The 25117-nt window shown below is 67.7% G+C and carries 22 protein-coding genes; 12 read left to right on the top strand and 10 right to left on the bottom strand.

The genetic code is table 11. The features are described 5' to 3' along the window. Positions 1-91: 91 nt before the first annotated feature. From SLQ31_RS09975 to SLQ31_RS09990, 4 genes are all read right to left on the bottom strand, one after another. Entirely contained in the window at positions 92-1519 is a 1428-nt protein-coding gene (locus SLQ31_RS09975; RefSeq protein ID WP_319431899.1) for an RNA-guided endonuclease TnpB family protein, read from the bottom strand. 443 nt (positions 1520-1962) lie between these two features. Next, positions 1963-3198, bottom strand: a complete 1236-nt coding sequence (locus SLQ31_RS09980) for a glycosyltransferase family 4 protein (RefSeq protein ID WP_319431900.1) — start codon at positions 3196-3198, stop codon at positions 1963-1965. Next, positions 3195-4745, bottom strand: coding sequence for a glycoside hydrolase family 57 protein (locus tag SLQ31_RS09985; protein WP_319431902.1), 1551 nt, complete (start codon positions 4743-4745; stop codon positions 3195-3197). Before SLQ31_RS09985 ends, SLQ31_RS09980 begins: the two co-directional genes overlap by 4 nt. Continuing rightward, positions 4742-5518, bottom strand: coding sequence for a class I SAM-dependent methyltransferase (locus tag SLQ31_RS09990; protein WP_319431904.1), 777 nt, complete (start codon positions 5516-5518; stop codon positions 4742-4744). The genes SLQ31_RS09985 and SLQ31_RS09990 overlap by 4 nt, the downstream gene beginning before the upstream one ends. 204 nt (positions 5519-5722) lie before the next feature. On the opposite strand from SLQ31_RS09990, the gene SLQ31_RS09995 reads away from it, so the two are divergent. The 6 genes from SLQ31_RS09995 (at position 5723) to mnmA (ending at position 11685) form a co-directional block, all read left to right on the top strand. Further along, a complete protein-coding gene (locus SLQ31_RS09995) occupies positions 5723-6514 on the top strand; it encodes an electron transfer flavoprotein subunit beta/FixA family protein (protein WP_319431906.1) in 792 nt (263 codons plus the stop codon). 41 nt (positions 6515-6555) lie between these two features. After that, complete coding sequence (locus tag SLQ31_RS10000; RefSeq protein ID WP_319431908.1) at positions 6556-7512, top strand: electron transfer flavoprotein subunit alpha/FixB family protein; 957 nt, start codon at positions 6556-6558, stop codon at positions 7510-7512. Between the two features lie 147 nt (positions 7513-7659). Then, entirely contained in the window at positions 7660-8511 is an 852-nt protein-coding gene (locus SLQ31_RS10005; protein ID WP_319431910.1) for a GNAT family N-acetyltransferase, read from the top strand. Beyond that, the gene (locus tag SLQ31_RS10010) at positions 8508-9344 is read left to right on the top strand and encodes a lysophospholipid acyltransferase family protein (protein ID WP_319431912.1); all 837 of its coding nucleotides are present in this window, start codon (positions 8508-8510) and stop codon (positions 9342-9344) included. Before SLQ31_RS10005 ends, SLQ31_RS10010 begins: the two co-directional genes overlap by 4 nt. A gap of 56 nt (positions 9345-9400) precedes the next feature. Then, positions 9401-10606: a cysteine desulfurase family protein gene (locus tag SLQ31_RS10015; protein ID WP_319431914.1), complete on the top strand. Its 1206-nt coding sequence runs from the start codon at positions 9401-9403 to the stop codon at positions 10604-10606. After that, positions 10603-11685, top strand: a complete 1083-nt coding sequence (gene mnmA / locus SLQ31_RS10020) for a tRNA 2-thiouridine(34) synthase MnmA (protein WP_319431916.1) — start codon at positions 10603-10605, stop codon at positions 11683-11685. Before SLQ31_RS10015 ends, mnmA begins: the two co-directional genes overlap by 4 nt. Here mnmA and SLQ31_RS10025 read toward each other — a convergent pair. After that, positions 11666-12301 (bottom strand): sensor domain-containing protein, encoded by a 636-nt coding sequence (locus SLQ31_RS10025; protein WP_319431918.1) that lies wholly within the window; start codon positions 12299-12301, stop codon positions 11666-11668. The two genes, mnmA and SLQ31_RS10025, sit on opposite strands and share 20 nt — an antisense overlap. Positions 12302-12361: 60 nt before the next feature. Here SLQ31_RS10025 and SLQ31_RS10030 point away from each other — a divergent pair, with 60 nt between their 5' ends. From SLQ31_RS10030 to SLQ31_RS10045, 4 genes are all read left to right on the top strand, one after another. After that, positions 12362-13372: a methionine synthase gene (locus SLQ31_RS10030; RefSeq protein WP_319431920.1), complete on the top strand. Its 1011-nt coding sequence runs from the start codon at positions 12362-12364 to the stop codon at positions 13370-13372. A gap of 4 nt (positions 13373-13376) precedes the next feature. After that, positions 13377-14912: a hypothetical protein gene (locus tag SLQ31_RS10035; RefSeq protein ID WP_319431922.1), complete on the top strand. Its 1536-nt coding sequence runs from the start codon at positions 13377-13379 to the stop codon at positions 14910-14912. A gap of 70 nt (positions 14913-14982) precedes the next feature. Continuing rightward, complete coding sequence (locus tag SLQ31_RS10040; RefSeq protein WP_319431924.1) at positions 14983-16359, top strand: FAD-dependent oxidoreductase; 1377 nt, start codon at positions 14983-14985, stop codon at positions 16357-16359. A 108-nt stretch (positions 16360-16467) separates the two neighbouring features. Then, positions 16468-17049 carry a helix-turn-helix domain-containing protein gene (locus SLQ31_RS10045; RefSeq protein ID WP_319431926.1) on the top strand — a complete coding sequence of 194 codons (582 nt, stop codon included), beginning with the start codon at positions 16468-16470 and terminating at the stop codon, positions 17047-17049. Here SLQ31_RS10045 and SLQ31_RS10050 read toward each other — a convergent pair. Then, the gene (locus tag SLQ31_RS10050; RefSeq protein WP_319431928.1) at positions 17015-18001 is read right to left on the bottom strand and encodes an NAD-dependent epimerase/dehydratase family protein; all 987 of its coding nucleotides are present in this window, start codon (positions 17999-18001) and stop codon (positions 17015-17017) included. The genes SLQ31_RS10045 and SLQ31_RS10050 overlap by 35 nt on opposite strands. A 52-nt stretch (positions 18002-18053) precedes the next feature. Between SLQ31_RS10050 and SLQ31_RS10055 the strand changes: the two genes are divergently transcribed. After that, a complete protein-coding gene (locus SLQ31_RS10055) occupies positions 18054-19286 on the top strand; it encodes an NADH:flavin oxidoreductase (RefSeq protein WP_413641674.1) in 1233 nt (410 codons plus the stop codon). 25 nt (positions 19287-19311) lie between these two features. On the opposite strand, the gene SLQ31_RS10060 is transcribed toward SLQ31_RS10055, so the two are convergent. Continuing rightward, positions 19312-19707, bottom strand: coding sequence for an MmcQ/YjbR family DNA-binding protein (locus SLQ31_RS10060; protein ID WP_319431930.1), 396 nt, complete (start codon positions 19705-19707; stop codon positions 19312-19314). A gap of 89 nt (positions 19708-19796) precedes the next feature. Between SLQ31_RS10060 and ligA the strand changes: the two genes are divergently transcribed. Then, complete coding sequence (gene ligA, locus SLQ31_RS10065) at positions 19797-21890, top strand: NAD-dependent DNA ligase LigA (RefSeq protein ID WP_319433008.1); 2094 nt, start codon at positions 19797-19799, stop codon at positions 21888-21890. Here ligA and SLQ31_RS10070 read toward each other — a convergent pair. From SLQ31_RS10070 to SLQ31_RS10080, 3 genes are read right to left on the bottom strand one after another with little or no spacing between them, the layout of a single operon-like run. Then, positions 21887-22624, bottom strand: coding sequence for a hypothetical protein (locus SLQ31_RS10070; protein WP_319431932.1), 738 nt, complete (start codon positions 22622-22624; stop codon positions 21887-21889). The two genes, ligA and SLQ31_RS10070, sit on opposite strands and share 4 nt — an antisense overlap. Before the next feature lie 6 nt (positions 22625-22630). Beyond that, a complete protein-coding gene (locus SLQ31_RS10075; protein WP_319431933.1) occupies positions 22631-23287 on the bottom strand; it encodes an amino acid-binding protein in 657 nt (218 codons plus the stop codon). Positions 23288-23340: 53 nt separating this feature from the next. Next, a complete protein-coding gene (locus tag SLQ31_RS10080; protein ID WP_319431935.1) occupies positions 23341-25110 on the bottom strand; it encodes a hypothetical protein in 1770 nt (589 codons plus the stop codon). Positions 25111-25117 lie beyond the last annotated feature (7 nt).

Here is a 25117-nt window from a genome sequence, read left to right on the forward strand (position 1 = left end):
AGGTGGTGGCGCGGGTCCAGTCCACGCAGTAAAGCGAGTCGAACATCGTTGGTGAGATGATCGGCACTGCCCTTCTCGGGCGTTCGTCGGTTCAGGCCGCGGGTGCGGTGTGAACGTCGGTTTCCGCGTCATCCGGGCTGGTTTCACCAACACGAGGGTGTTGGTCAGCGCCGTCCCGTCGGCGGACATTGGTGGCCCGGCCTCCTGCTTGGGGGTCCGGGGATCGGTGGGAGTCAGGATGGTGTTCGGCCCAACGGGCCAGATTGACCGCGGCGTTGGTGTCTCTGTCGCCAATATGTCCGCAAACACAGCTGAAGATGCGATCGGCCAGCGTCATCGCATGGTTGACGGCCCCGCATGCCGGGCATAGGCGGGTCGAGGGAAACCAGCGGTCGGCTTCGATGACCTGTCCGCCGCGCCACGCTTGCTTGTAGCGCAGCATCCGGGCGAATTCCGACCAGCTGGCATCTGAGATCGCTCGGGCCAAACGGTGATTGGCTAGCATGCCTGCCACGTTGAGGTTCTCGATGACGAGCCGGTCGTGGGTCTTGACCAGTTCGCCGGAAACCTGGTGCAGGAAATGGCGGCGCACATTGGCGACGCGGTGATGATGCCGGCCCAGTCGGGCGACGGCGTCCTTGCGGTTGCGTGATCCTTTCCTTTTGCGTGACAACGACTTCGACAGCAGCCGTTGCTGTTTCATTCCAGTGGACAGCGCCTTGGGGGCGTCAACGACTCGGAGGAGCGTGGTGCCGTCTGTGCTGGCCGCGACCACGAACGCCGACAGGCCACGGTCCACACCCACCCAGCCGGCACCGTCGTCCACGCGGGAGGGGTGCTGGTGGGCCGGGTGCAGGTCAGCGGCCTCGATATTCACGGAGCACCACCACCGACCCCCGCGGTGGCTGATGGTGGCGAACAGGATTCTCGCGCGGTCTTTGGAGAGCATGCGCCGTAACCGGCGAGTGTCGTCATGCACCGCGACCTGGCCGATGCCGGGCAGTGTGACCGATCGGGGCCTGTTGTTATCCCCGATCCGGATCGCGGCGGGTTTTCCCTTGTGGTGCTTGTTGCGCAGCCGAAACGAGGGGATCTGCTCGATCTTCTTCTTGAACCGCGGGAACCCGACCCGTTTCCCTTTGCGCTTGCCCGACCGTGAATCCGACCACGCCTTCAAGCCTTTGCCGAGGTCCACGGCGGCTTCTTCGAACACCTGCTGGCACACCTCGCCGCGCCACGCCAGGCCTGTCACCGTCGTCTCGGCGTGGCCGTCTGCGTCGACGGCGAAGATCCGGCCGGCGGCCTCGGTCTTTTTCCACGCGTTGAACGCGTTGATCAGGTCGAACCCGGTCCACGGCACGTCACCATTCGTGAGGTTCGTACGTCCGGTGAGGGCGGTTTTCACGATCCGCAGGCACTGATTGAACGCGAACCGGGACGCTCCGGCGTGCCGGGTCAGTACTTCGCACTGCTCGACGGTCGGATCGAGGCAGAAGCGGAATGTGGTGTGCCGGCTCATCAAACGACAGCGTCCCATACGACACCGACAACACCCGGCCCGCGCGAACGCGTCGGCACTTTGTCTACCGGGTGCCCCTGGGAGGCACCTGCCGCACAACTCCACCGTGTCCTGGTCCGCTGCGCACAAAACACCTCCTGCATTGGTGCCGCAATGGCGCCTGGGCGCGAATCCTCACCACCGCCACAGCTGGCACCGGTGTCAGCATTGAGGTCGTTTCAGGGCCGAAACGCCGCAACGGCTTCATCTTCCAACCCAACGCTGGGCAGTCGAACACACCAACGGCTGGATCACCCACTGCCGCCGTACCGACCAACAATACGAAATCTTCCTGGCCGCGCGCGAAGGCTTCGTGTGGCTCAGTCAAATCGCCCTACTGCCATAATGACGCGAGTAGTCATTGTTCCGAACACTAGGTGCGGAATGATTCGATGCCCGTCGAACTATGAGCGGCCTGGCAGTGCGTGCTCGACGATCGGCCGGCGCGGCAGCGGATCACGTTCGTGACGCTTGGCGGCCAGATAGACCTGAGCTGTCTCGACGGCCACGGTGTGCCAGTCGAAGTCGGCGGTCAGTCGGGCTCGTGCGGCGTCCGCCCGCTGTTGTGCGGCAACGGGATCGTCGAGAACGCGGCGCACCGCGGCGGCCAGTGCCGCCACGTCGCGCGGCGGGAAGGAGACACCGGTCTCGCCGTCGATGACCGCCTCGCCGAGCCCGCCCACGTTGGAGGTCACCAAGGGTGCGCCCGCCGCGGCCGCTTCGAGCGCGGCGATACCGAACGGCTCGTAATGGCTGGGCAGCACCGCAGCATCGGTGCGATGCAGCAGGTGCAGCAGCTCGTCATGATCGACCCGGCCGGCGAAGTGAACCGCCTTGAGCACCTTGTGCTTTCGCGCCACCTCGACGAGCCAGTCCTGCTGGGTGCCGTCGCCTGCGATCGTCAGCGTGGTCCCGGGGTGGGTGCGCCGGATGCGGGGGAGCGCGGCGATCGCCTCGTGCACACCCTTCTCGTATTCCAGCCGGCCGATGAACAACAGCTCCGGCGGCCCGGTGCGCTCCCGGCGCTGCGCGAACGGCCAACGGCTCGAATCGATTCCGTTGCGGATGACGGCGATCTCGGCCAGGTCGGGACCGAACAGATCGGAGATCTCGTCCGACATCGACGCCGAGCAGGCGATCAGCGAATCGGACTCGCGGACGAACCATGACTCCACGCCGTGCACCTGGCGACTGATCTGCCCGGACACCCAACCGGAATGGCGGCCGGCTTCGGTGGCATGCACGGTGGAAACCATTGGTACATCGAAGAATTCGGCCAGGGCGATCGACGGGTGGGCGACCAGCCAGTCGTGGGCGTGGACGACGTCTGGCTGCCAGACCTTCGCGTGCAGGGTCAGTCCGGCGCGGGTCATGGCATGACCCATGGCCAGCGTCCAGGCCATCAGGTCACGGCCGAAGTCGAACTCGTGCGGGTCCTGCGCGGCCGCGATCACCCGCACGCCCTCATGGACTTCGTCGGTGGTCGGGTGCGTACTGGGATCGGTGCCGGATGGCCGCCGCGACAGCACCACCACGTCGTGTCCGTCGGCGGCCAGCGCGGTCGCCAGTTGGTAGACGTGCCTGCCAAGGCCGCCGATGATCACCGGCGGGTACTCCCACGACACCATCAGGATTTTCATGGCAGCCGCCTGGCATCCAGCGCACCGAACAAGCCGTCGGCGCGGTTCCAGCCGGCGGCCAGCCGCTCGGCGGCGTCGCGACGCCCCGATGCCAGCGCGTCGGAGATCTCCCGGGCGGCATGGGCATGCAGATGGGCGCGGTAGCGGGCGTAATCGGCCGCGGAATCCTTGCTGACCATGAACGGCCAGTCACTGGACACGGTCAACAGCGTCTCGCGCAAGATCTGGTCGGCGACGAAATCCCGGCTGGGCGCGCTGTGCGCCAGCGCCTTGTCCACGGTGGCCAGGGCGGTGTCGACGACCTCGGCGTTGAGCTGGACCAGATCGGCGACCTGCTCCCCGGACCACACCTGCCAGTCCTTGCCGGATCCCCATGAGCTGGGCGGCAATTCGACGGGCGCGCCGACGTACCCGGCCGACAGTGCATCGCTCAGGGTGCCGACTTGCACACCGGCCTCCGGCAGCGCGCGCAGCAACCGTTCCAGCCAGACCGGTCCCTCGTACCACCAGTGCCCGAACAACTCGGTGTCGAAGGCGGCCACCACATGTGCGGGCCGGCCGATGCGCTCGGATTCGGAGATCAGCCGCTGACGCACCACCCCGACGAAGTCGGCGACGTGGGCGTCGATCGCCTTGTCGGCGCGCTCCGGGTCGTAGGGCGCCTTGGCGTCGGAGTCCACGTTGCGGCCGGTGACGCGCGCCGGCTTGAGACCGGTGATGTGGTCGTAGGTGTGGAAGTCGCGGTAGGCGGCGTGCCCGGGGTAGCCCGACTTCGGCGACCACACCCGGTAACTGACCTGAAGGTCGCGGCCGAACGCCACCACGTCCGTCGACCCGACCGGCCGGCCCAGGCTGGTGTCGCCGTGCAGCGAGGGGCCGTCGACCATGAAGTGCCCGACCCCGGCGGCGGCGTAGTCGTGCTCCATGCCTGGGGCGTAAGCACATTCGGGTGCCCAGATGCCCTTCGGCGTGTGAGCGAAGCGCTGGCCGGCGTCGGCGAGTCCCTCGCGCAACGCGAACTCGCGCAGCCGGGGATTGAGCAGCGGCTGGAACGGGTGCGCCAGCGGGCCGCCGAGCAGTTCCACGGTGCCGGCATCGATCAGCTCGCGCAGCAGCGGGCTGGCGCCGTGCCGCCAGAGTGTGCCGAACTCCTCCAGCGCCCGCCCGGCTTCGTCGTACTCCCGAATACCGAACTCGCGCAACGCTTCCGGGGTGGTGGCGGTACCGGGTTCGGCACCGGTCGGGGTGCGCAGGGTGGCGGCCTCCAGCGCCCGCAGCTGCCAGTTGGCCAGCCAGCGCTGCATGCCGTCCAGACAGTAGGGATCGTCGAGCTGAGCAGTGACCACCGGCGTCATGCCGAGGGTGAGCACTCCGCGGCGGCCTTCGGCGGCCAGCGTGCGCAGCACCCCGATCAACGGGAGGTAGGACGCCGACCACGATTGGTAGAGCCATTCCTCGCCGACTGGCCAGCGGCCGTGATGGGCCAGCCACGGGAGGTGGGTGTGCAGGACCAGGGTGAACTGGCCGGGGATTGGGCGCACGCTCATGCGCGCACCGCGATCGCCACCAGATCCAGGCTGTCGTCGATATTGCGTGCGGCGGAGTCGAGCAGGTCGAAGTCCTCGCAGCGCACGGCGGCCACGTCGGCCAGCAGGTCATCGGGCCACGCGGCGTCGGCCAGCGCCCGGACGATCTGGGCGTCGATGATCGAGCCCCCGTGGCGCTGGTCCATCGCGACCAGGCCCGCGCCGTGAAACACCCCGCTCATCGAGCGCATCTGGAAGCCGCCGTCGGTCAGCAGCTCGGCCAGCTCGCCGGCGTTGAGCTCGCGGGTGTGGAACGGGTTGATCGGGGTGTCCAGGCCAGGGGAGAAGGTGATCCGATTCGGCGTCGACATCAACAACAAACCGCCAGGTCGCAGCACGCGCGCGCATTCGGCGACAAACTGTGGCTGATCCCACAAATGCTCGATGACCTGGAAGTTCACCACAACGTCAACCGAAGCACCGGGCAGGGGAAGCGCGGCCAGGTTGCCCGCGAGCATGGTCACTCGGGGGTAGCGCGCCTGCACGTGCGCGACCGTCGCTTCGTCGTAGTCGACGGCCACGACTCGGTCGGCCACCGAGGCGATCAAGTCGGCCCCGTAGCCCTCGCCACAGCCCGCCTCGAGTACCTCACGACCTGCGCAAAGGTCCAGCAGGCGGCGATAGACCACCTCATGGCGGCGGAACCAGTAGTTCTCTTCCGCCAGCCCGGGGATGGTCCGCTCGCCGGTCAGCGGCAAACCGCTGTCACCTGCGTCAGTCACGAATGCGCTCATTGCAAGGCAGGCTAACCCGAAGTTGGCAGTTCGCGAACTGCTCGGTACCGATGGGCTGCTAGAACACGAACTTCGACCAGCTATGGTGTTTCTGCGAACCACTCTAAGTTACTCGTCAGTAACATGATGTGAGTTGCGGAATGACCAAAAGTCTTGCGACCTTCCCTGGTCGCAGGACGCCTGCCAGGAGGACGTAGAAGACTCATGACGAACATCGTGGTCCTGATCAAACAGGTCCCAGACACGTGGTCCGAGCGCAAGCTGTCCGACGGTGACTACACGCTCGATCGCGACGCCGCCGATGCCGTGCTGGACGAGATCAACGAGCGCGCCGTCGAAGAAGCACTGCTGATCAAGGAAAAAGAGGGTGGCGAGGGCACTGTCACCGTGCTGACCGCCGGCCCGGAGCGCGCCACCGAGGCGATCCGCAAGGCGCTGTCGATGGGTGCCGACAAGGCCGTGCACCTGCTCGACGCCGGCATCCACGGTTCCGACATGGTGCAGACCGGCTGGGCCCTGGCCCGCGCGCTGGGCGCCATCGAGGGCACCGAGCTGGTCATCGCCGGTAACGAGGCCACCGACGGCACCGGCGGTGCGGTCCCGGCCATCATCGCCGAGTACCTCGGCCTGCCCCAGTTGACGCACCTGCGCAAGGTGACCGTCGAGGGCGGCAAGATCACCGGCGAGCGGGAGACCGACGACGGCGTGTTCACCGTCGAGGCTTCACTGCCCGCGGTCATCAGCGTCACCGAGAAGATCAACGAGCCGCGCTTCCCGTCCTTCAAGGGCATCATGGCCGCAAAGAAGAAGGAAGTGACCACCCTGACGCTGGCCGAGATCGGCGTCGAGGGCGACGAGGTCGGGCTGGCCAACGCCGGTACGACGGTGACGGCGTCCACGCCGAAGCCGCCGAAGACCGCGGGCGAGAAGATCACCGACGAAGGCGAAGGCGGCAAGAAGATCGCCGAGTACCTGGTCGCCCAAAAAATCATCTAATTCCTTCCCCCGGACCTGAAAGATTAAGAGGCTGAACAGCTATGGCTGAAGTACTTGTGCTCGTTGAGCACGCCGAAGGTGCGGTGAAGAAAGTCACCGCCGAGCTCATCACCGCCGCCCGCGCGCTGGGCGAGCCCGCCGCGGTCGTGATCGGTGCCGCCGGCACCGCCGCGCCGCTGGTCGACGATCTCAAGGCTGCCGGTGCGGCCAAGATCTACGTCGCCGAGTCGGACGACGCCGCGGGCTACCTGATCACCCCGTTCGTCGACGTGCTGGCGTCGCTGGTGGAGTCGGCCACTCCGGCCGCCGTGCTGCTGGCTGCCAACGCCGACGGCAAGGAGATCGGCGGCCGGCTGGCCGCCCGCACCGGTGCGGGCGTGCTGTCCGACGTCATCGAGATCAAGGAGGGCGGCACTGGCGTCCACTCGATCTTCGGTGGCGCCTTCACCGTCGAGGCCAAGGCCAACGGTGACACCCCGGTGATCACCGTGCGACCCGGCGCCATTGACGCCGCGCCTGAAGCCGGTGCCGGCGAGCAGGTCAGCGTCGAGGTGCCCGCACAGGCCGAGAACGCCACCAAGATCACCAAGCGTGAGCCCGCCGTGGCCGGCGACCGCCCGGAGCTCACCGAGGCCACCGTCGTGGTCTCCGGTGGCCGTGGTGTCGGTAGCGCCGAGAAGTTCTCGGTCGTCGAGGACCTGGCGGACTCGCTGGGTGCCGCCGTCGGTGCATCACGTGCCGCCGTCGACTCCGGTTACTACCCGGGCCAGTTCCAGGTCGGCCAGACCGGCAAGACGGTCTCGCCGCAGCTGTACATCGCGCTGGGCATCTCCGGGGCGATCCAGCACCGCGCCGGCATGCAGACGTCGAAGACGATCATCGCGGTGAACAAAGACGAGGAAGCGCCGATCTTCGAGATCGCCGATTACGGCATCGTCGGCGACCTGTTCAACGTCGCACCGCAGCTCACCGACGCGGTCAAGGCCCGCAAGGGTTAATTCGCAGCTCAACGGCTGTAGCTTCCAGCGGCCCCCGCACGTCATTGCGACGTGTCGGGGGCCGTCGCTTTTGTTCGTCATCGAGAGTGCACGAACACGTCACGCTCGCGTTGACATCCCGCCGAACGGCTCAGCAACCGTGCAGCTATGAGCACTGCCTCCGTACTCATAGCCCCTGACCAGAACGAGACCGCCGCCCTGCGCGGCCCCCGCTACTCGCTGCTGCTGTCCACCGACCCCGCCCTGATCGAGGCGGCCCAGCGGCTGCGCCATCAGGTGTTCACCACCGAACCCGGTTATGCGCTGCCCGCCGGCGGTGACGGCCGTGACGCAGACCGGTTCGACGAATTCTGCGACCACCTCCTGGTCCGCGAGGACCTCTCCGGCGAGCTCGTCGGGTGCTACCGCATGCTGCCGCCGCCCGGTGCAATCGCCGCCGGAAGCCTCTACACCGCAACGGAATTCGACGTCAGCGCGCTCGACGGACTGCGGCCGTCGCTGGTGGAGATGGGCCGCGCGGTGGTGCGCGACGACCACCGCAACGGCGCCGTGGTGCTGCTCATGTGGGCCGGCATCCTGGCTTACCTGGACCGCTGCGGATACGACTACGTCGCCGGATGCGTCTCGGTGCCCACCCACTCAGAAGACCCGGCGGGTGCACCTCCAGGCTCTCAGATCCGCGGGGTGCGCGACGTCGTGCTGCGCCGTCACGCCGCCCCGGCCGAGCACACCGTGTACCCCTACCGCCCGGTCGTTCTCGACGGGGTCGGACTCGACGACATCCCGCCGCCGACCAGGCCCACCATGCCGCCGCTGATGCGCGGTTACCTGCGCCTGGGTGCCCGCGTCTGCGGCGAGCCGGCCCATGATCCCGAGTTCGGTGTCGGCGATTTCCCGGCCCTGCTGAGCAAGCGGCAAGCCGACACCCGCTATCTGACCCGGTTGCGATCGGTGTCGGCGGCCAGCGAGATGGCCGGCGGGATGGGGGAGACCGCATGACCGCCCCGGATCACGCCTGGCTGCCCCGGGCACTGTGTGACGACAGCTGCGTGCGCGCCGGCGGCGCCCCGCCGTCGCGGCGGGCGATCGCGACGCTGCGCGCGACGCTGCGCATCTCGGCCACGCTGCTGCTGCTGATGATGGTGCCGCTGCTGGCGGTCCCGATGCCGGGCCGCGGACGTGTCCAGCGGCTCTACTGCCGGACGTTCCTGCGCTGCCTTGGCGTGCGAATCACCGTGTCGGGCGGCCCGATTCGTAACCTGCGGGGCGTGCTGGTGGTCAGCGGCCACGTGTCCTGGATCGACATCTTCGTGGTCGGTTCGGTGCTGCCGGGCGCCTTCGTCGCGCGCGCCGACCTGATCGACTGGCCTGCCGTCGGGCTGGCCGCCCGGATCATGAAGGTCATCCCCATCGACCGCGCCAGCCTGCGCAGGCTGCCGCAGGTGGTCGCGCTAGTGGCCGACCGGCTGCGCAACGGGCAGACCGTCGTCGCGTTCCCGGAGGGCACCACCTGGTGCGGGCTGGCCTACGGGCAGTTCCGCCCGGCGATGTTCCAGGCGGCCGTGGACTCGGGCCGGCCGGTTCAGCCGCTGCGGTTGACCTATCACCACCGCGACGGACGGCCGTCGACCGTGGCGGCGTTTGTCGGCGATGACACGCTCTGGCAGTCGCTGAGCCGCACGGTCCGGGCCCGGCTGACCGTGGTCGACGTCGAGGTCAGCTCTCTGGAGCTGCCCGGAACTGACCGGCGCGAACTGGCCAAGCGCTGCGAGGTGGCGGTGCGCGGGCAGATCGCACCGCGCTTCGAGCACGCCCACGCACTGGCGGGCTGACCGCCCCTTCTGGCGTGGCAGGGAGCCCCGGCTGCGGCCGGTATCCTGGTTTGGCTATGAGCCCGACCACCGGCCCGGTGTATCTCGACCACGCTGCCACCACCCCGATGCATCCTGCTGCCATCGAGGCGATGACGGCTGCGCTGGCCACCGCCGGAAATGCCTCCTCGTTGCACACTGCGGGCCGCGACGCCCGGCGCCGGATGGAGGAGGCCAGGGAGAGCATCGCGGCACGGCTGGGTGCCCGCCCGTCCGAAGTGATCTTTACCGCCGGCGGCACCGAGAGCGACAACCTCGCGGTCAAGGGCATCTACTGGGCTCGCCGCGACGTGGAGCCGACCCGCCGTCGCATCGTCACCACCGCGGTCGAGCACCACGCGGTCCTCGACGCGGTCACCTGGCTGGCCGAGCACGAGGGCGCCGAGGTGACGTTCCTGCCCACCGAGCCCGACGGCTCGGTCACCGCCGCGGCGCTGCGCGACATCCTGCAAGAGCACGATGACGTCGCGCTGGTCTCGGTGATGTGGGCCAACAACGAAGTCGGCACGATCATGCCGATCGCCGATCTGGCCGCCGTGGCCGCCGAGTTCGACGTGCCGATCCACAGCGATGCTGTCCAGGTCGTCGGTCATCTCCCGGTCGACTTCGCCGGTTCTAATCTGTCGGCCATGAGCATGGCCGCCCACAAATTCGGCGGCCCCACCGGCGTCGGCGCCCTGCTGTTGCGCCGCACCACCGCCTGTGTCCCCCTGCTGCACGGTGGTGGGCAGGAACGGGACATCCGTTCCGGCACACCGGATGTCGCCGGTGCGGTGGCGATGGCGGCGGCGGCCGACATCGCCGTCGAATCGCTCGAGGTCACCGGCTCCCGGCTGCGTGCCCTGCGTGAGCGGCTCATCAACGGGGTTTTGGACTCCATCGCCGACACCCATCTCAACGGCGCACTCGGCGATCGGCGACTGCCGGGAAACACCCACTTCACCTTCCGCGGCTGTGAGGGCGACTCCCTACTGATGCTGTTGGACGCCAACGGAATTGAATGCTCCACCGGCTCGGCGTGCACGGCCGGCGTTGCTCAGCCGTCACACGTGCTGCTGGCGATGGGCGCTGATGCTGACGCCGCGCGGGGTTCACTGCGATTCTCGTTGGGCCACACCAGCACCGAGGCCGACGTCGACGCGGCGCTGCGGGCGCTGCCCGCTGTCGTTGAGCGGGCGCGGCAGGCCGCACTGGCCAGTTCGGCACTGGGAGCGCTGCGATGAGGGTGCTGGCCGCGATGAGCGGCGGCGTCGACTCGTCGGTGGCCGCGGCCCGGATGGTCGACGCCGGCCACGAGGTCGTCGGCGTGCACCTGGCATTGTCCAAGTCGCCGGGCACCCTGCGTACCGGCTCGCGCGGCTGCTGCTCGAAGGAGGACGCCGGCGACGCCCGGCGGGTTGCCGATGTGCTCGGAATCCCGTTCTACGTCTGGGATTTCGCCGACAAGTTCGCCGAGGACGTCATCGACGATTTCGTCTCATCCTACGAGCGCGGGGAGACGCCGAACCCCTGTGTGCGGTGCAACGAGAAGATCAAGTTCTCCGCGCTGGCCGTCAAGGCGCTGGCGTTGGGTTTCGACGTGGTGGCCACCGGCCACTACGCCCGGCTGTCCGAGGGTCGGCTGCGCCGCGCGGTCGATGCGGACAAGGACCAGTCCTACGTCCTGGGCGTCCTGACCGCCAATCAGCTTCGCCACGCCGCGTTCCCGATCGGTGACACACCCAAGCCGGCGATCCGCGAGGAGGCCGCCCGCCGTGGGCTCTCGGTGGCCGAAAAACCGGACAGCCACGACATCTGCTTCATCCCGTCCGGTGACACCCAGGCCTTCCTCGGCGCCCGGATCGGCGTGCGGCGCGGCACGGTGATCGACGACGCCAGCGGTGCCGTGCTCGCCGAACACGACGGTGTGCACGGGTTCACCATCGGGCAGCGAAAGGGCCTCGGCATCGCCGGGCCCGGTCCCGACGGGCAGCCGCGTTATGTCACCGCGATCGACGCCGACTCGCAGACGGTGCGGGTGGGCGCGGTCGAGAACCTCAATGTGCGCTCGCTGACCGGCACCCAACCGGTGTTCACCTCCGGCGTCACGCCGACAGGGCCGGTGGAATGCGAGGTCCAGGTTCGGGCGCACGGCGGCGTGGTTCCCGCCGTCGCCGAAGTCGTCGGCGATGAGCTGAGGGTGGCGCTGCGGACCCCACTGCGTGGTGTCGCGCCGGGCCAGACGCTGGTGCTCTACCGGCCCGACCCGGCCGGTGACGAGGTCATCGGCAGCGCGACGATCCTCAACCGGGAATCTTGCTGACGATATTGGCCATCACGATCTCGGGGACCGACTCGGGATACGTACAGAACGTCACCTCCACCAGCACCGAGGCCTTCAGCCGGTAGTCGCGGCCGCACCGGCCTGGGCGGGTGCGCAGCGAGTCGGTGTCGGCGCTGACCTCGCCGACCAGATACGAACCCATCGGACCGTCGGCGCAGCGATGCGCCGTGGTCGAGAGGATGTTGAACGCCTGCCGTGCCGCGGCGTCGTCGCGGTAGGCGGCCGCCCCCTCGGAGATCAGCGCCCGTCGGGCCGGGTGCTGAAAGCTGGTCTTGTGGAAGTCTTCGACGTCGGTGCCGAAGGTGTCCGTCTCGGCGAACAGGAAGCGGCAATCCTGGGGGACCGATTCGGCGAGTTGCTCGACGTCGACCAGTGACTTGCCGTCCATCGTCGGAATGATGGTCACCTCCTGGCCGCCACCGGTGATCGCCTGCACCTGCGCCTGGGTCAGCAGCACCTGGTCGACGTCGACGATGCCCGGCGGGTGGTACGGCGGCTCGCTCAAGGCGCGCAGCGGATCACCGTCGACCCACTGGGTGCAACCGGTCAGCAGGGCCGCCATCGCGCAACAGGCCAGCCCCGCGCGCACCGTCATATCGATCACGTTAGGCCCCCGGCCGTGGGGTGTGCCCGGGCTGTCCAATACGGTTGGCCGGTGAGTGATTTCGCTGCGGGCACCGGGATGGGTTCGTGGCCGGGTTCGGCGCCGCGGGAAGCCGCCGAGATCATCGTCGGGGAACTGCACCGGCTGCCGCACCTGGTTGAGCTACCGGCCCGCGGTGTGGGTGCGGACATGATCGGCCGCGCCGGTGCGCTGCTGGTCGACATCGCCATCGACACCGTGCCGCGCGGCTACCGGATCGTCGCCAGGCCGGGCGCGGTCACCCGCCGGGCGAAGAGCCTGCTCGACGAGGACATCGACGCCATCGAGGAAGCCTGGGAGAAGGCAGGCGGCCCCGGTTCAGGACGGTCGGTCAAGGTCCAGGCACCGGGTCCGATCACCCTGGCCGCGCAGCTGGAGCTGCCAGGAGGTCACCGCGCGCTCACCGACGCCGGCGCGGTTCGGGACCTGACGTCCTCACTGGCCGAGGGGGTGGCGCGACATCGGGCCGAGCTGGCACGGCGGCTGGGGACGACGGTGGTGGTGCAGTACGACGAGCCTGTGCTGTTTGCCGCACTGGCCGGCCGGCTGACCGGAGTGACGGCCATGAGCCCGGTGCATCCGGTCGACGAGGTGGTGGCGATCGGGTTGCTCGACGAGTGTGTTGCCCGCGTGGGCACGGAGGTATTGCTGCACACGTGTGCGGCCGACGTTCCTTGGAATGTTGTGCAGCGCAGTGCGATCAACGCGGTGTCGGTGGACGTGGGCACGCTCGGCGACGCTGATTTCGACGGGCTGGGGGAGTTCCTGGACTCGGGTCGCACGGTGGTGTTCGGCTTGGTGTCGACGAGTGCGCCGGCGAAGCGGCCGTCGGCCGAAGAGGTTGCTGCGGCAGCCGTCGCGATCACCGACCGAATTGGCTTCTCCCGCAGTTCGGTTCGCGATCGCGTCGGCATCAGCCCGGCGTGCGGGCTGGCGGGCGCCAGCGCCGAGTGGGCCCGTGTCGCGATCGGCTTGTGCCAGCGGGCCGGCGACGCCGTCACCGAGGACCCCGAAGCGATCTAGCGGTATGTCCTTGTCGCAGAAACTCTCCTCACGATGGTTCCCGCTATTCGTGGTGAGCACGGGCGTCGTGTACGTAATCGGCTGCCTGGACTTCGTGAACATCGAGATCGACGATGTCTTCGTCACCCTGCGCTACAGCCGCAATGTCCTCGCCGGAAATGGTCCGGTATTCAACCCCGGCGAGGCCGTCGAGGGCTATTCGAATCCGACTTGGCTGCTGCTGGTCACTGTCGTTGCGGCGGTCACCGGGCTGACCACTCACCTCGCACTGTTCTACCTGTCCAAGGTTTTGTGCATGGTGTTCGGCGCATTGACCTTGGTCGCGATCTGTCAGCTCGCCAAGCTGCACGGCAACGGGACGCCGGCGATCGCGCTGTTGGTGTTCGTCATGGCATCGAGTCCGTTCCTCAACGCGTACAACATCTCTGGCATGGAGACGTCGCTGGTCACCTTCCTGCTGGCGCTTTCCTTCTTGTTTTACTATCTGTGGCGCGCGCATCGAAAGCTAGGCTGTGCCATCGGCTTCGCCGTCACGCTCGGCATTTTGAGTATCTCGCGACCGGAGGCGATCATCTATCCGATCGCGATCTATGCCGCGATATTCGCGAGCCGAGCACGCAGCAAGAACGAACGGATACCGTTCGTCTATGTGACGTTGGGCATTGTGGCTGCAATCATTGCCGCGTTCATCGCATTCCGGCTGTCCTACTACGGCGAATTTCTTCCCAATACCCTGTTCGCCAAGAACAATCCGGAGTTTCCTGCTTTCAAGGAAGGGCTGCGTTACGTCGCACTCTTCCTGGCCGTCGCCGCAGGTCCGTACGTCCTGCTGACGTTGTTCAAGAAGGCTTCGTTGTCGGTGGCCGCCCACCTGCCGATCTACCTGGTCATCGTGGCGCAGTGCGCGTTCGCGGTCTACGCGGGCGGCGACTGGATGCCCGCTTTCCGCCTGGCGTTGCCGGTACTTCCCTTACTTCTGTTCGTGTTGATCGACCAGATCGATCTCGGCGGCTTGCTCAACCAAAAGCTGCTCGCCACCGTCGCGGTCCTGGTCGTCGCGGTCGGTTGCGCAGGATTCGTCCAACGCAACTACGTGAAAACCTATAAACCCCTCGCGTCGGGCTTGCGCCTCGAATTTCAGCCGTTCAACGAGGACTACTACGACATAGCGCGGAATCTCGGCCGACTGGCCGCCCCGCACCAATCCGTGTTGATCGGGGAAGCAGGAGTAATCCCTTATCTCAACGATCACCTCAGATTCACCGACCTGTACGGGTTGGTGGACAAACACATGGCGAAAGAAGTCGGGGGAAGACATTTCGCGCGCATCGACAACGATTACCTGCTCGCAGGGGAGTACGACTACGTCGTCGTCGTGATGTTGCGAAGCAAGCGCGCCCCCGAAGCCGGCGGTAAGTACGACACGGGATTCGTCGCGCTGGATGCTCTGTTGAATGACCCCCGCTTCAGTGCGACTTACACGCCGGTCTACTACGAAAAGCGGGGCATCATCTTCCAGCGGATGCACGTGCCCGCGTAGCCACGTGATGCGGAAATCGAGTACCGCTCTACTCGACCCGCTGTGGATTCGCGCTCCTAGCGTTCAATCCATGACGATTCTCGGGGAACGCGCTGTTGTGCTGGGGGCGAGCATGGCGGGAATGCTCGCCGCACGGGTGGCCGCTGAGCATTACCGGACGGTGGTGGTGATCGACCGCGATGAGCCGCCCGAGCGGCCGACCACTCGTCGCGGAGTGCCCCAGGGCAGTCATGGTCACGTTCTGCAGGGTGGCGGGGTGGCCGTCCTCGACGAATTGTTTCCCGGTGTCCTCGAGGAGATGGCCGCCGACGGCGCCCCGACGTGGAATGACGGTGACCTCGCCAGGGTGATCCTCGAGTACGGTGGCCACCCGTTCCTGCATTCGGGCCGGCTACCCAACGCGGTGACGTCGTATCTGCCGAGTCGTCCGTTTCTGGATTGGCATGTGCTGCAGCGTGTTTTGGCGATTCCGAACGTCACCATGCTCGGCGGTCATGACGTGGTCGGCCTGACATCGTCGCGGGACCGCCGGCGGGTGACCGGTGTGATGACGGCCCGGCGCGACGCCACCGAAGCCGTCGTGCTGAGTGCGGATCTGGTGATCGATGCCACCGGCCGCGGATCTCGCGCCCCGGTCTTCCTCGAGGACCTCGGCTATGACCGGCCGCGCGAAGACGAGCTGGTGATCAACCTCTGCTACACCAGCCAGTGGCTGGCGATGCCGTCGGACGCGATTCACGAACACATGGTGGCGACGTTTCCCAAAGCCGGCGACGCAACCACCGTCGCCCTGCTCGGGCACGAGGACGGCCGTTGGCTGATGACCGTCGGAGCGATGGCGGGCCAGGAGTCGGCGGTGGATTTCGCCGACATGCTGGCTCTTGCGCGGCGGCGCCTTCCCCGACGCATCTGCGAGGCGCTCGAGGCCGCCGAACCCGTTGGGAAAACGGCGCACTACCGGACTCCGTCGAGCCGTTGGCGCCGCTACGACGAGATGGTCCGGCTGCCTGACGGGTTGGTTGTCACCGGTGACGCGGTGTGCAGCTTCAATCCGATCTACGGACAGGGGATGACGGTGGCCGCATTGGACGCCATCGCCCTGCGGGATTGTCTGCGTCGCGGTGACAAGGATCTGACCCGCCGGTTCTTCCGCGCCTCCGCCAAAACCATTCGGGTGGCGTGGCGCAACGCGATCAGCGCGGACCTGTCGTTGCCCGAGGTCGCCGGTGATCGCCCGCTCGGAGTGCGCATCAACAACAAGTTTTCCGACTGGGTGCTCACCGCCGTCGAGACAGACCTGGCCGTCAACGACCAGTTCTTCCGGGTACTCGGCATGCTCGATTCGCCCACGCGGCTGATGCGGCCCTCGATCCTGGCCCGGGTGCTACGCGCCAACATCACACGGGCGCAACAGGTTCAGGCCCCGGAGATGTCGCCGGCCGGTTAGCTGTCGAGCTGCTTGACGGCAGCGCGTGGTTGCAGCGGGTCATCGGGCCGCTGGGGTTCTTCTGGCTGCCGCCGTAAACCGCCCGCACGTTGGGGTTCAATTGCCGATGTGGAGGGTGAGAAGAGTGCAGGGCGCCCGCGGGACGCGTCGATCGACGAACGGGTCTTCGCGGTGACTCGGGAGTTACTTGTCGAGGTGGGCTGGGAAGAGCTGAGCATGCGGTTGATAGCCGCCCGTTCCGGGGTCAGTCGATCGAGTCTCGACCGCCGCTGGCTGTCAAAGGCAGAGCTCGTTCTGCATGCGATCCTTGGGGCGACCCCCGATCTTGCCCCGTTCGCGGGTACCGATCGACTCGGGTGGGTGGACTGGGTGGTGCGGGGCAGCCATCAGCTGTTCGCGCGCGCCGAGGTGAAGGCTGCGGTGCCCGGACTGCTGCTTGCGATGGCAGAGAACGAGCAGTTACGCCGCCGGGTGTGGTCTGGCTTCAGCGGACCGGCGGTTGCGCTGTTCACCGGCGCCGACGTGCGCGACCCGGGTGAGGCCGAACGCGATGCCCGATCCGTGATCGCGATGGCGGCCGGTGCCGCGCTGTTTCTGACCACGATTGCCGTCGAGGACGACACCGAGGCGCTACGGGCCCGCATTGTCGGCATCCTCACTGCCGCGGTGACGTCGCGGGGAATGACGTGACGATGGCGTCGATCGGAGAACGCCACGTCATGTTGAGGTCGTGCAGGGTGGCAGTGTCATCGGTCGGCGTCGCCGCAGTGAGCAGCAAGGCCGCTTCGTAGGTCAGGCCGTCACCGATCGACACGACTCCGCCCAGCGCGTCACCGATCCGGCCGATACCGCGGAAAGTGCTTGGGCTTAACGAGATTCGTGTGAACCGCCGACCAGAACCCCGCTCCAACGCCGACACCATCTCGTCGAACGGGATCATTACTCCGCCGCACATGTACCGTCGAGGACCGCGACCGGGTGTCATCACTGCGGTGTGAACGTCTGCGACATCGTGGACGTCGATCATTTGCATACCGCCCCGTAACCGGGGCGCGACACCGAACCGCACGATCGGCGCCCAGCCCCGCTCGGTGACACCGGGTGCGGTGTGAAACGCCGGACCCACCACGCTCGACGGGTAGGTGATGACCACCGGTGCACCCTGCGATTGCAGTCGCCGGGCCACGCGGTCGGCGTAACCCTTGGTCCTGGCGTACGCGCTGCGGCCTTTCGCGGTGGGAGTGTCGGGGCCGATCACGCCCGTCGGCGGCGGGAACAGGGAGCTGTAACTGCTCACCGACACCACCGGGTCGAGCCCCTTGTCGACGGCGTGCGTCAGCAGCCTCTCAGTGGCGTACGCGTTGACCTGCCACATCAACTCGCTGCGGCGGTTGTCAGTCCCCACCACGCCCGCAGCGTGCAGCACCGCATCACAACCGTCGAGCAGGGCGTCGACTGTCACGTCGTCCCGGATATCGCCGGATAGCGAGTCGACGTCGCCGTATTCGGCGAAGCGGTCCAGCACCGGCGCGCCCTGCGCGTCCGGGCCGACCAGCAGTCGGACCCGATGTCCACCTGCGAGCATGGCGCGCACACAATGCGCACCCACGTACCCGGTTCCCCCGGTGACGCCGATCAGCATGTTCCCTCCAGCGATTGCCTGTTGGTCGAGTGGCCGCGCGTGCTACCTTACGATGCCAATGGCATCGAAACATGCAGGCGGTCGAGCGGTCGCCTCCTCGGCGGCGTTCACTCCGATGACGCTGGGACCGCTCACGCTGAAGAACCGGTTCATCAAGGCCGCGACCTTTGAGGGTCGTATGCCGCGCGGCGAGGTCACCGACGACCTCATCGATTTCCACGTCGAAGTCGCGCGCGGCGGCGCGGCGATGACCACCGTCGCCTACTGTGCGGTCTCACCCGGCGGCCGGGTCCACCGAGACACGATGGTGCTCGACAGTCGGCGGGCCGAGGCGTTGCGCCGCTTGACCGACGCGGTACATGCCGACGGCGCGCTGGTGTGCGCGCAGATCGGCCATGCGGGTCTAGTTGCCAACACTCGTTCCAACCGCATGAGAACACTGGCACCGTCGACCCGATTCAGCGCTCCGGCAATGGGATTGGTACGAGGCGCGACTGTCGGCCAACTCGAAGAGGTCATCGGCGACTTCGGCGCCGCCGCGCGTCACGCCGTTGAAGCGGGTTTCGACGCCATCGAGGTGCATTTGGGTCACGGCTACCTGGTGAGCTCGTTCTTCAGCCCGAACCTCAACAAGCGCAAAGACCGCTTCGGCGGTGACATGCTGCGCCGTGCCGAACTGGCGCGCAGGGTCGTCGAGCGGGTGCGTCGGGAAGCCGGTGACGCCGTCGCCGTCACCGCGAAGTTCAACATGGACGACGGTGTGCGCGGCGGCTTTTGGCTCACCGACAGCCTGCCGACCGCACAGCTTCTCCAATCCGACGGTCACCTCGACGCGCTGGAGTTGACCGGTGGCAGCTCGTTGTTCAACCCGATGTACTACTTCCGCGGCGATGTCCCCATGGCCGAATTCATCGCCGCCCAACCCGCGATCGTCGGTCTGGGGCTGCGAGTCATCGGCCCCCGCATGTTCCGCACCTACCCGTTTGAAGAAGCGTTCTTCCTGCCGCTGGCACGCCAATTCCGTGAGGCGCTCACGATGCCACTGATCCTGCTTGGCGGGGTGAACACGATGGACACCGTCGAATCTGCGCTGGAAGAAGGGTTCGAATTCGTCGCGATGGCCCGCGCGCTGCTGCGCGATCCTGCGCTGGTCAACAAGTTTCGTGCGAATACCACCCGCGAGGGGCTGTGCGTGCACTGCACGAAGTGCATGGCGACGATCTACGACGGCACCCGGTGCGTATTGCGAACGCAACCACCGGCGGTCGCGGCGCGGCAGGCATGACTGACGGTCAGATGTCGCCGGTCGGTTAGCCGTCGAGCTGCTTGATCAGTCGCGCCGGGGCCTGCAGCCGAAATGAGGCGTCCACCAGTTCGGCAACCTCGTCCCAGTCGATCTTGGCGGCGTCGAAGTCCAGGCCCAGCCAGCCGTACGGGCCCAGGTAGGCCGGGTAGAAGAAGCGGGGATCCTGCTGCAGGGCGGTGCGCTCGCTGTCGTCGACCTTGACCAGCAGCGCGTGGTTGTAGCGGATCATCGGACCGCTGGGGTTCTTCTGGCTGCCGCCGTAGATCGCGAACATCTTGGGTGCGGAGAACGTGGGGCGGCCGTGCGAGATCTTCTCGATCGTCTCGGGGAAGGCCAGCGCGATCGTGCGCACCTTGGCCAGGATCGGGTCCGCGTCGTCGAACATGATGGGGTGCCCCATGGCGTCCACCCTGCCACGGCGGCGGCGTCGGTGGCCTCAGATAATCTGCGAGGGTGGCTCCAGAGACGTCCGATCCCGCGGTTGACCCCATCGATCCGGATGTGCGCCGGCGCTGGCAGGACCTCGCCGAAGAGGTGCGTGCGCATCAGTTCCGGTACTACATCAAGGACGCGCCGATCGTTTCCGACGCGGACTTCGACACGCTCTTCAACGAACTGCTCGCCCTCGAGGAGCGCTACCCGGAACTGAGGGTCGCCGACTCGCCGACCCAGCTGGTCGGCGGCGCCGGGTTCGCGACCGACTTCGCCGAGGCCGCCCACCTGGAGCGGATGATGTCGCTGGACGACGTGTTCAACACCGACGAATTGGCGGCGTGGTCCAACCGGGTGGAGGCTGAGATCGGCCACGACCCGACGTATCTGTGCGAGCTCAAGATCGACGGTGTCGCGATCGGCCTCGTGTACCGCAACGGGCGGCTGGAGCGCGCGGCCACCCGCGGTGACGGCCGGGTCGGCGAGGACGTCACCAACAACGCCCGAACCATCGACGACATCCCCGAAACCCTCACCGCGTCAAAGGAATTCCCGATACCCGCGGTCCTCGAAGTTCGTGGTGAGGTCTACTTCCGGCTCGCCGACTTCGAGAACCTCAACGCCGGCCTTGTCGAGGAGGGCAAGGCGCCGTTCGCCAACCCGCGCAACAGCGCGGCAGGCTCACTGCGGCAGAAGAATCCGGCGGTGACCGCCAAGCGCCGGTTGCGAATGATCTGCCATGGGCTGGGCTATACCGAGGGGTTCACCCCAGACACGCTGCACGACACCTACTTCGCCCTGAAGTCCTGGGGGCTGCCGGTCTCCGACCACACCACGCAGGTCGCCGGACTGGCCGCCGTCGAGGAGAAGATCACGTACTGGGGCGAGCGGCGCCACGAGATCGAGCACGAGATCGACGGAATCGTCGTGAAAGTCGACGACTTCACACTGCAACGGCGTCTCGGCGCCACGTCGCGCACCCCGCGCTGGGCGGTGGCCTACAAATATCCGCCCGAGGAGGCCCAGACCACGCTGCTCGACATCAAGGTCAACGTGGGCCGCACCGGCCGGGTCACCCCCTTCGCGGTGATGACCCCGGTGAAAATCGCCGGATCCACCGTAGAAATGGCCACCCTGCACAACGGCTCCGAGGTCAAGCGCAAGGGCGTGCTGATCGGCGACACCGTGATGATCCGCAAGGCGGGTGACGTCATCCCCGAAGTACTCGGGCCGGTCATGGAGCTGCGGCCTGATGACGCGTACGCGTTCGAAATGCCCACCCACTGCCCGGAATGCGGCACCAAGCTGGCCCCGGCCAAGGAAGCCGACGTCGACATCCGCTGCCCGAACGCCCGGTCGTGCCCCGCGCAGCTGCGCGAGCGGGTCTTCCATCTGGCCGGCCGCGGCGGGCTGGACATCGAAGGGCTGGGTTATGAAGCGGCGACCGCGCTGCTCGCCGCCAAGGTCATCGGCGACGAGGGGGACCTGTTCAGCCTTACCAGCGCCGACCTGCTGACCTCGGAATTCTTCACGACCAAAGACGGGGCGCTGTCGGCCAATGGCGCGCGGTTCCTGATCAACCTGCAGCAGGCCAAGGACCGTCCGCTCTGGCGGATTCTGGTGTCGCTGTCCATCCGGCACGTGGGGCCGACCGCGGCGCGGGCACTGGCGGTCGCCTTCGGCAGCCTTGAGGCCATCATGGCGGCGTCCGAGGAGCAGCTCGCCGATGTCGAGGGTGTCGGTCCGACCATCGCCGCCGCGCTCGTCGAGTGGTTCGCCGTCGACTGGCACCGCGAAATCGTCGACAAGTGGAAAGCGGCCGGCGTGCGGATGGAGGACGCCCGCGATGCCGCGATAACCCCGACGCTGCAAGGACTTTCGATAGTGGTGACCGGATCGCTGCCCGGCTTCTCCCGCGACGAGGCCAAGGAAGCCATCATCATCCGCGGCGGCAAGGCCGTCGGCTCGGTGTCGAAGAAAACATCGTTCGTGGTGGCCGGGGATGCGCCCGGATCGAAGTACGACAAGGCCGTCGAGTTGGGTGTGCCGATCCTCGACGAGGACGGCTTCCGCGCCCTGCTGGCCAGCGGCCCCCCGGAGGCGGTCCAGACCGACGGAAGTCCACCTCCGCAGGAGTCGACGGACGGCTAAAGTGCCGCGTCCACGTTCTGGAAAGCGAAGTCGCTCAAATCGATTGACACCATCGGGTCCTCGGCGATGACCCGGCCATCGGCGTCGGCGCGGTACGCTCGGCGCCTGGTCGGCATCCTGAACCCCGCGATGTCCACCACATCGTCGATGTACTGGATGGCCGCGAACCCGCCGGCAACATCGACCCGATAGTCGTGGCGGCGAACCACATGCCGTTCGTCGACGTAGAACTCCTGCACTGTGCTGTGGCTGGGAAAATCCGCGGGGAACTCGACCCGCAGGCCCGGCCAGCGCCGGCCGCCGTCGTCGACCGGTTCGATCTCGGTGACCCTGAAGCCCGGCAGCGCCATCAGGAACGGGGTGTTCAGGTAAGTCCACAGCGCGTAGCCGTTGAAGTAGGCCCGCTGCAACGGATCCCACGGCGTGGCGAGTTCATGGCCGGTGAAGGATTCGCGCGGGTTGCGTCGCTCGGCGACGACGGGGCCATCGAGTTTCTCGATCGCGATCCGTGTCGCGGTGAAGTCGGTCTTCTGGTCGTCCGCGCCGAACGGCCGCACCGACGCCCACGATTGCCGCGTGGCGACGGTCATCCGGCGCGGTGTCGGGTCCTGCGGCTGGCCCTTGATGTCCCACAACTTGCCGCCGCTGACGATGGTCGCCGCGACGGTGGTGACGGCGTTCCAACGCTGCAGCCCGCCGTGGGCGTCGAACACTGTGTCCAGCAGCCCGGCCATGGCGACTCAGCGCAGGATCGTCGCGACGATGCCGGCCAAGTAGCCCAGCCGGGCCACTTCCGACGGGCGGAACAGCGGCCCGCCGGGGCGGCCGAGCATGATCGCGATGTTGGGATCACCCAGCGGCGCCGCGGCCAGCGTGGTGTCGATGTCCCGCCACACTTGCGGAACCCAGTCGGCGGTGCCGTCGAGCGCCTCGGCGTGGGCCAGCGGCAGCCAGGGCGCCGAGGTCGCCTGGGTCTCCGGTGCGCCGGAGCTGCCTGCGATGCGCCGCAGACCCGACTCGGAGATGCCGGCGACCGTGCACCACCCCACCCGCAGCACACGCGGCGCCTCGTCGGCCAGGACCTGCAACCTGTCATCGCGGTGGGCGGCGGCAACGTGGTCGATCAGCTCCAGCTCGCGATGAGCCTCCAGCAGACCAGTGTGCGGCCGGATTGTGTCCACCCGCACGCCCTCGAGCCGTTCGGCAGCCGTGATCAGTGTGTCGGGCATCGCGCCGTGCGGCAGGTCGACCACCAGATCGTCGATCGCGTATCCCGATCCGCGCTCGACGACGTCGAGCGACAGGATGTCAGCGCCGACCGAGCCCAGGGCAACGGCGAGCGAGCCGAGGCTACCGGGCCGATCGACCAGCTGGACCCGCAGCAGATACGAAGGCACGTCGCCACCCTTTCATAGCCGCCTGGACTCAGCATTCCGGCAGGTTCGCCCGCTCAGCGCCGCAGATAGACCGTGCAGGGCTCGGGGCCGCAGCCGAAAACCGGCCGAAACCGCACGTCAGTGCGTGCGATGCGACCCGTGACCGAGCTGTCGCCGACCATCAGGACAGCGATGTCGGGGTCGGCGAGCAAAACCCGTGCCTGCACGGGTGTGACGTCATCGGGAATCCGGATCGCGCGGTGCGACAGATCGGCCGGCCAGGCCAGGTAGGGCAGGTCCATCGTCCTGTCGAAGGCCGTGACCGCCCCCGGCGGTAGGTGGTCAATGGTGGCCACGACATCGCCCGGTGGGCCGGCGGCGCCGACCGCTGTGCGTCGCTGCTCGGGCGTCATGTGCACATAGGCGCTGAGCGGCGGCCCCTCGCCGGTCAGGCCGGGGTAGGCCACCCACAATCCATGGGCGGCGGCGAGCGCGACAACGGTGAACACGGCCTTCCGCCAGCGCCGGTCAAGACGGTCGAGAGCGGGCACCGCGAACGCCAGCACCAGGCCGGCGAAGCCCAACACGTAGCGGGCCACGGCGGGATCCGGGGTGGCCAGTGCCGCCGCGGAGCACAGCCACACCGCCGGCGACCGGGTCCGCACGGCTCGCACCAGCGCGAACGGCAGCGCCACCAGGAACACCAGCCCCAGCCCGCCGATGCGCATGTCGAATACCGGAAGCGGCGGCACGATCGTCGTCCACGACCGGAGCACCCGGCTCAGCAGCGACCCGTCGAGGTGCGGTGCGGACGCCCCTGATTCCAGGAGTGCCGACATGGCCTTGCTGCCGGGTAGATGCAGCGCGCCGACGTCGATGCGGACCGGCCACACCGGGTTGTGGTGACGGGCGATGTTGAGCGCATAGGTCGGCGCACCGAGTAGCAGCGCGGCCAGCCAGGCCGGCGCGATCGCCCCCCGCCGTCCGGCGCGATGGGCGCGGACCGTCAGCACCACGAGCAGCAGCACGCCCGCGACGAGTGCGTTCGGTTTGGAGCCGAGGAACAGCCCGACGGCGGCGCCGGCCAGCAGCAGCTGCGGGCGCCGCATCGGTGTCAGGACGAACGCGATCGCGGTCAGCAGCAGCGCGGCCGACGCGACGTCGGTGTAGTTGGACGGCAGCTGCAGGAACACCGCGGGCAGGGTCAGCCAGGCCGCCCCGGCAGCCACCGCGTGCGCGGTACGGGCACCGGAGTGGCGGGCGATCGTCGCGATCGCCAGCGCGCCCAGCAGGCCGAACATCAGATGCGCCAGCTCCACCAGCCGGTCGTCGGGCAACAGTGCCCGCCACGCGATGAATACGTTCTCGACGATGTGCGGATAGCTCGATAGGTAGGGCACGTCGGCCGGGATATCGGCGAACGTGCCGCGCTGCAGCGCGAAGTTCACGTACGGCAGGTGATAGCCCAGCGCGTCCCACTGCCACACCGGCAACAAGTAGGCGGCCACCACGGCCAGCACCACCGCGGCCAGCCCGACCACCAGCATGGGCAGCGTCTCGACGCTGACGACGTCCCGCCACGGCAGCCGCCACCACGACACCTCGCGGCGACGAGCCAGCAGCAGTACGGCCAGCGTCGCCCACGCCAGCACCGCCAGCAGCAGTACGCCGGTCAACCGGCCCACGACGCCCAGCCCGACCACGGCAACCACCACGCCGGTCAGGGTCGCCACCGCTCCGGCGAGCAGCCGCTGCGAAGCGGGGCGGGGCAGGATCAGCGCGCCGCTGGCGAGGACCAGCAGCCCGCCGAGCGGCAGGCTGACCGGAAGCAGTCCCCACGGCACGTCACTG

The organism is Mycobacterium sp. RTGN5, assembly GCF_033804465.1.
GTDB lineage: Bacteria > Actinomycetota > Actinomycetes > Mycobacteriales > Mycobacteriaceae > Mycobacterium.

Coding starts and splice junctions, on each gene's coding strand:
- SLQ31_RS09975 (WP_319431899.1), bottom strand. CDS start 1,519: ATGAGCCGGCACACCACATTCCGCTTCTGCCTCGATCCGACCGTCGAG.
- SLQ31_RS09980 (WP_319431900.1), bottom strand. CDS start 3,198: ATGAAAATCCTGATGGTGTCGTGGGAGTACCCGCCGGTGATCATCGGC.
- SLQ31_RS09985 (WP_319431902.1), bottom strand. CDS start 4,745: ATGAGCGTGCGCCCAATCCCCGGCCAGTTCACCCTGGTCCTGCACACC.
- SLQ31_RS09990 (WP_319431904.1), bottom strand. CDS start 5,518: ATGAGCGCATTCGTGACTGACGCAGGTGACAGCGGTTTGCCGCTGACC.
- SLQ31_RS09995 (WP_319431906.1), top strand. CDS start 5,723: ATGACGAACATCGTGGTCCTGATCAAACAGGTCCCAGACACGTGGTCC.
- SLQ31_RS10000 (WP_319431908.1), top strand. CDS start 6,556: ATGGCTGAAGTACTTGTGCTCGTTGAGCACGCCGAAGGTGCGGTGAAG.
- SLQ31_RS10005 (WP_319431910.1), top strand. CDS start 7,660: ATGAGCACTGCCTCCGTACTCATAGCCCCTGACCAGAACGAGACCGCC.
- SLQ31_RS10010 (WP_319431912.1), top strand. CDS start 8,508: ATGACCGCCCCGGATCACGCCTGGCTGCCCCGGGCACTGTGTGACGAC.
- SLQ31_RS10015 (WP_319431914.1), top strand. CDS start 9,401: ATGAGCCCGACCACCGGCCCGGTGTATCTCGACCACGCTGCCACCACC.
- mnmA (WP_319431916.1), top strand. CDS start 10,603: ATGAGGGTGCTGGCCGCGATGAGCGGCGGCGTCGACTCGTCGGTGGCC.
- SLQ31_RS10025 (WP_319431918.1), bottom strand. CDS start 12,301: ATGACGGTGCGCGCGGGGCTGGCCTGTTGCGCGATGGCGGCCCTGCTG.
- SLQ31_RS10035 (WP_319431922.1), top strand. CDS start 13,377: ATGTCCTTGTCGCAGAAACTCTCCTCACGATGGTTCCCGCTATTCGTG.
- SLQ31_RS10040 (WP_319431924.1), top strand. CDS start 14,983: ATGACGATTCTCGGGGAACGCGCTGTTGTGCTGGGGGCGAGCATGGCG.
- SLQ31_RS10050 (WP_319431928.1), bottom strand. CDS start 18,001: ATGCTGATCGGCGTCACCGGGGGAACCGGGTACGTGGGTGCGCATTGT.
- SLQ31_RS10055 (WP_413641674.1), top strand. CDS start 18,054: ATGCCAATGGCATCGAAACATGCAGGCGGTCGAGCGGTCGCCTCCTCG.
- SLQ31_RS10060 (WP_319431930.1), bottom strand. CDS start 19,707: ATGGGGCACCCCATCATGTTCGACGACGCGGACCCGATCCTGGCCAAG.
- SLQ31_RS10070 (WP_319431932.1), bottom strand. CDS start 22,624: ATGGCCGGGCTGCTGGACACAGTGTTCGACGCCCACGGCGGGCTGCAG.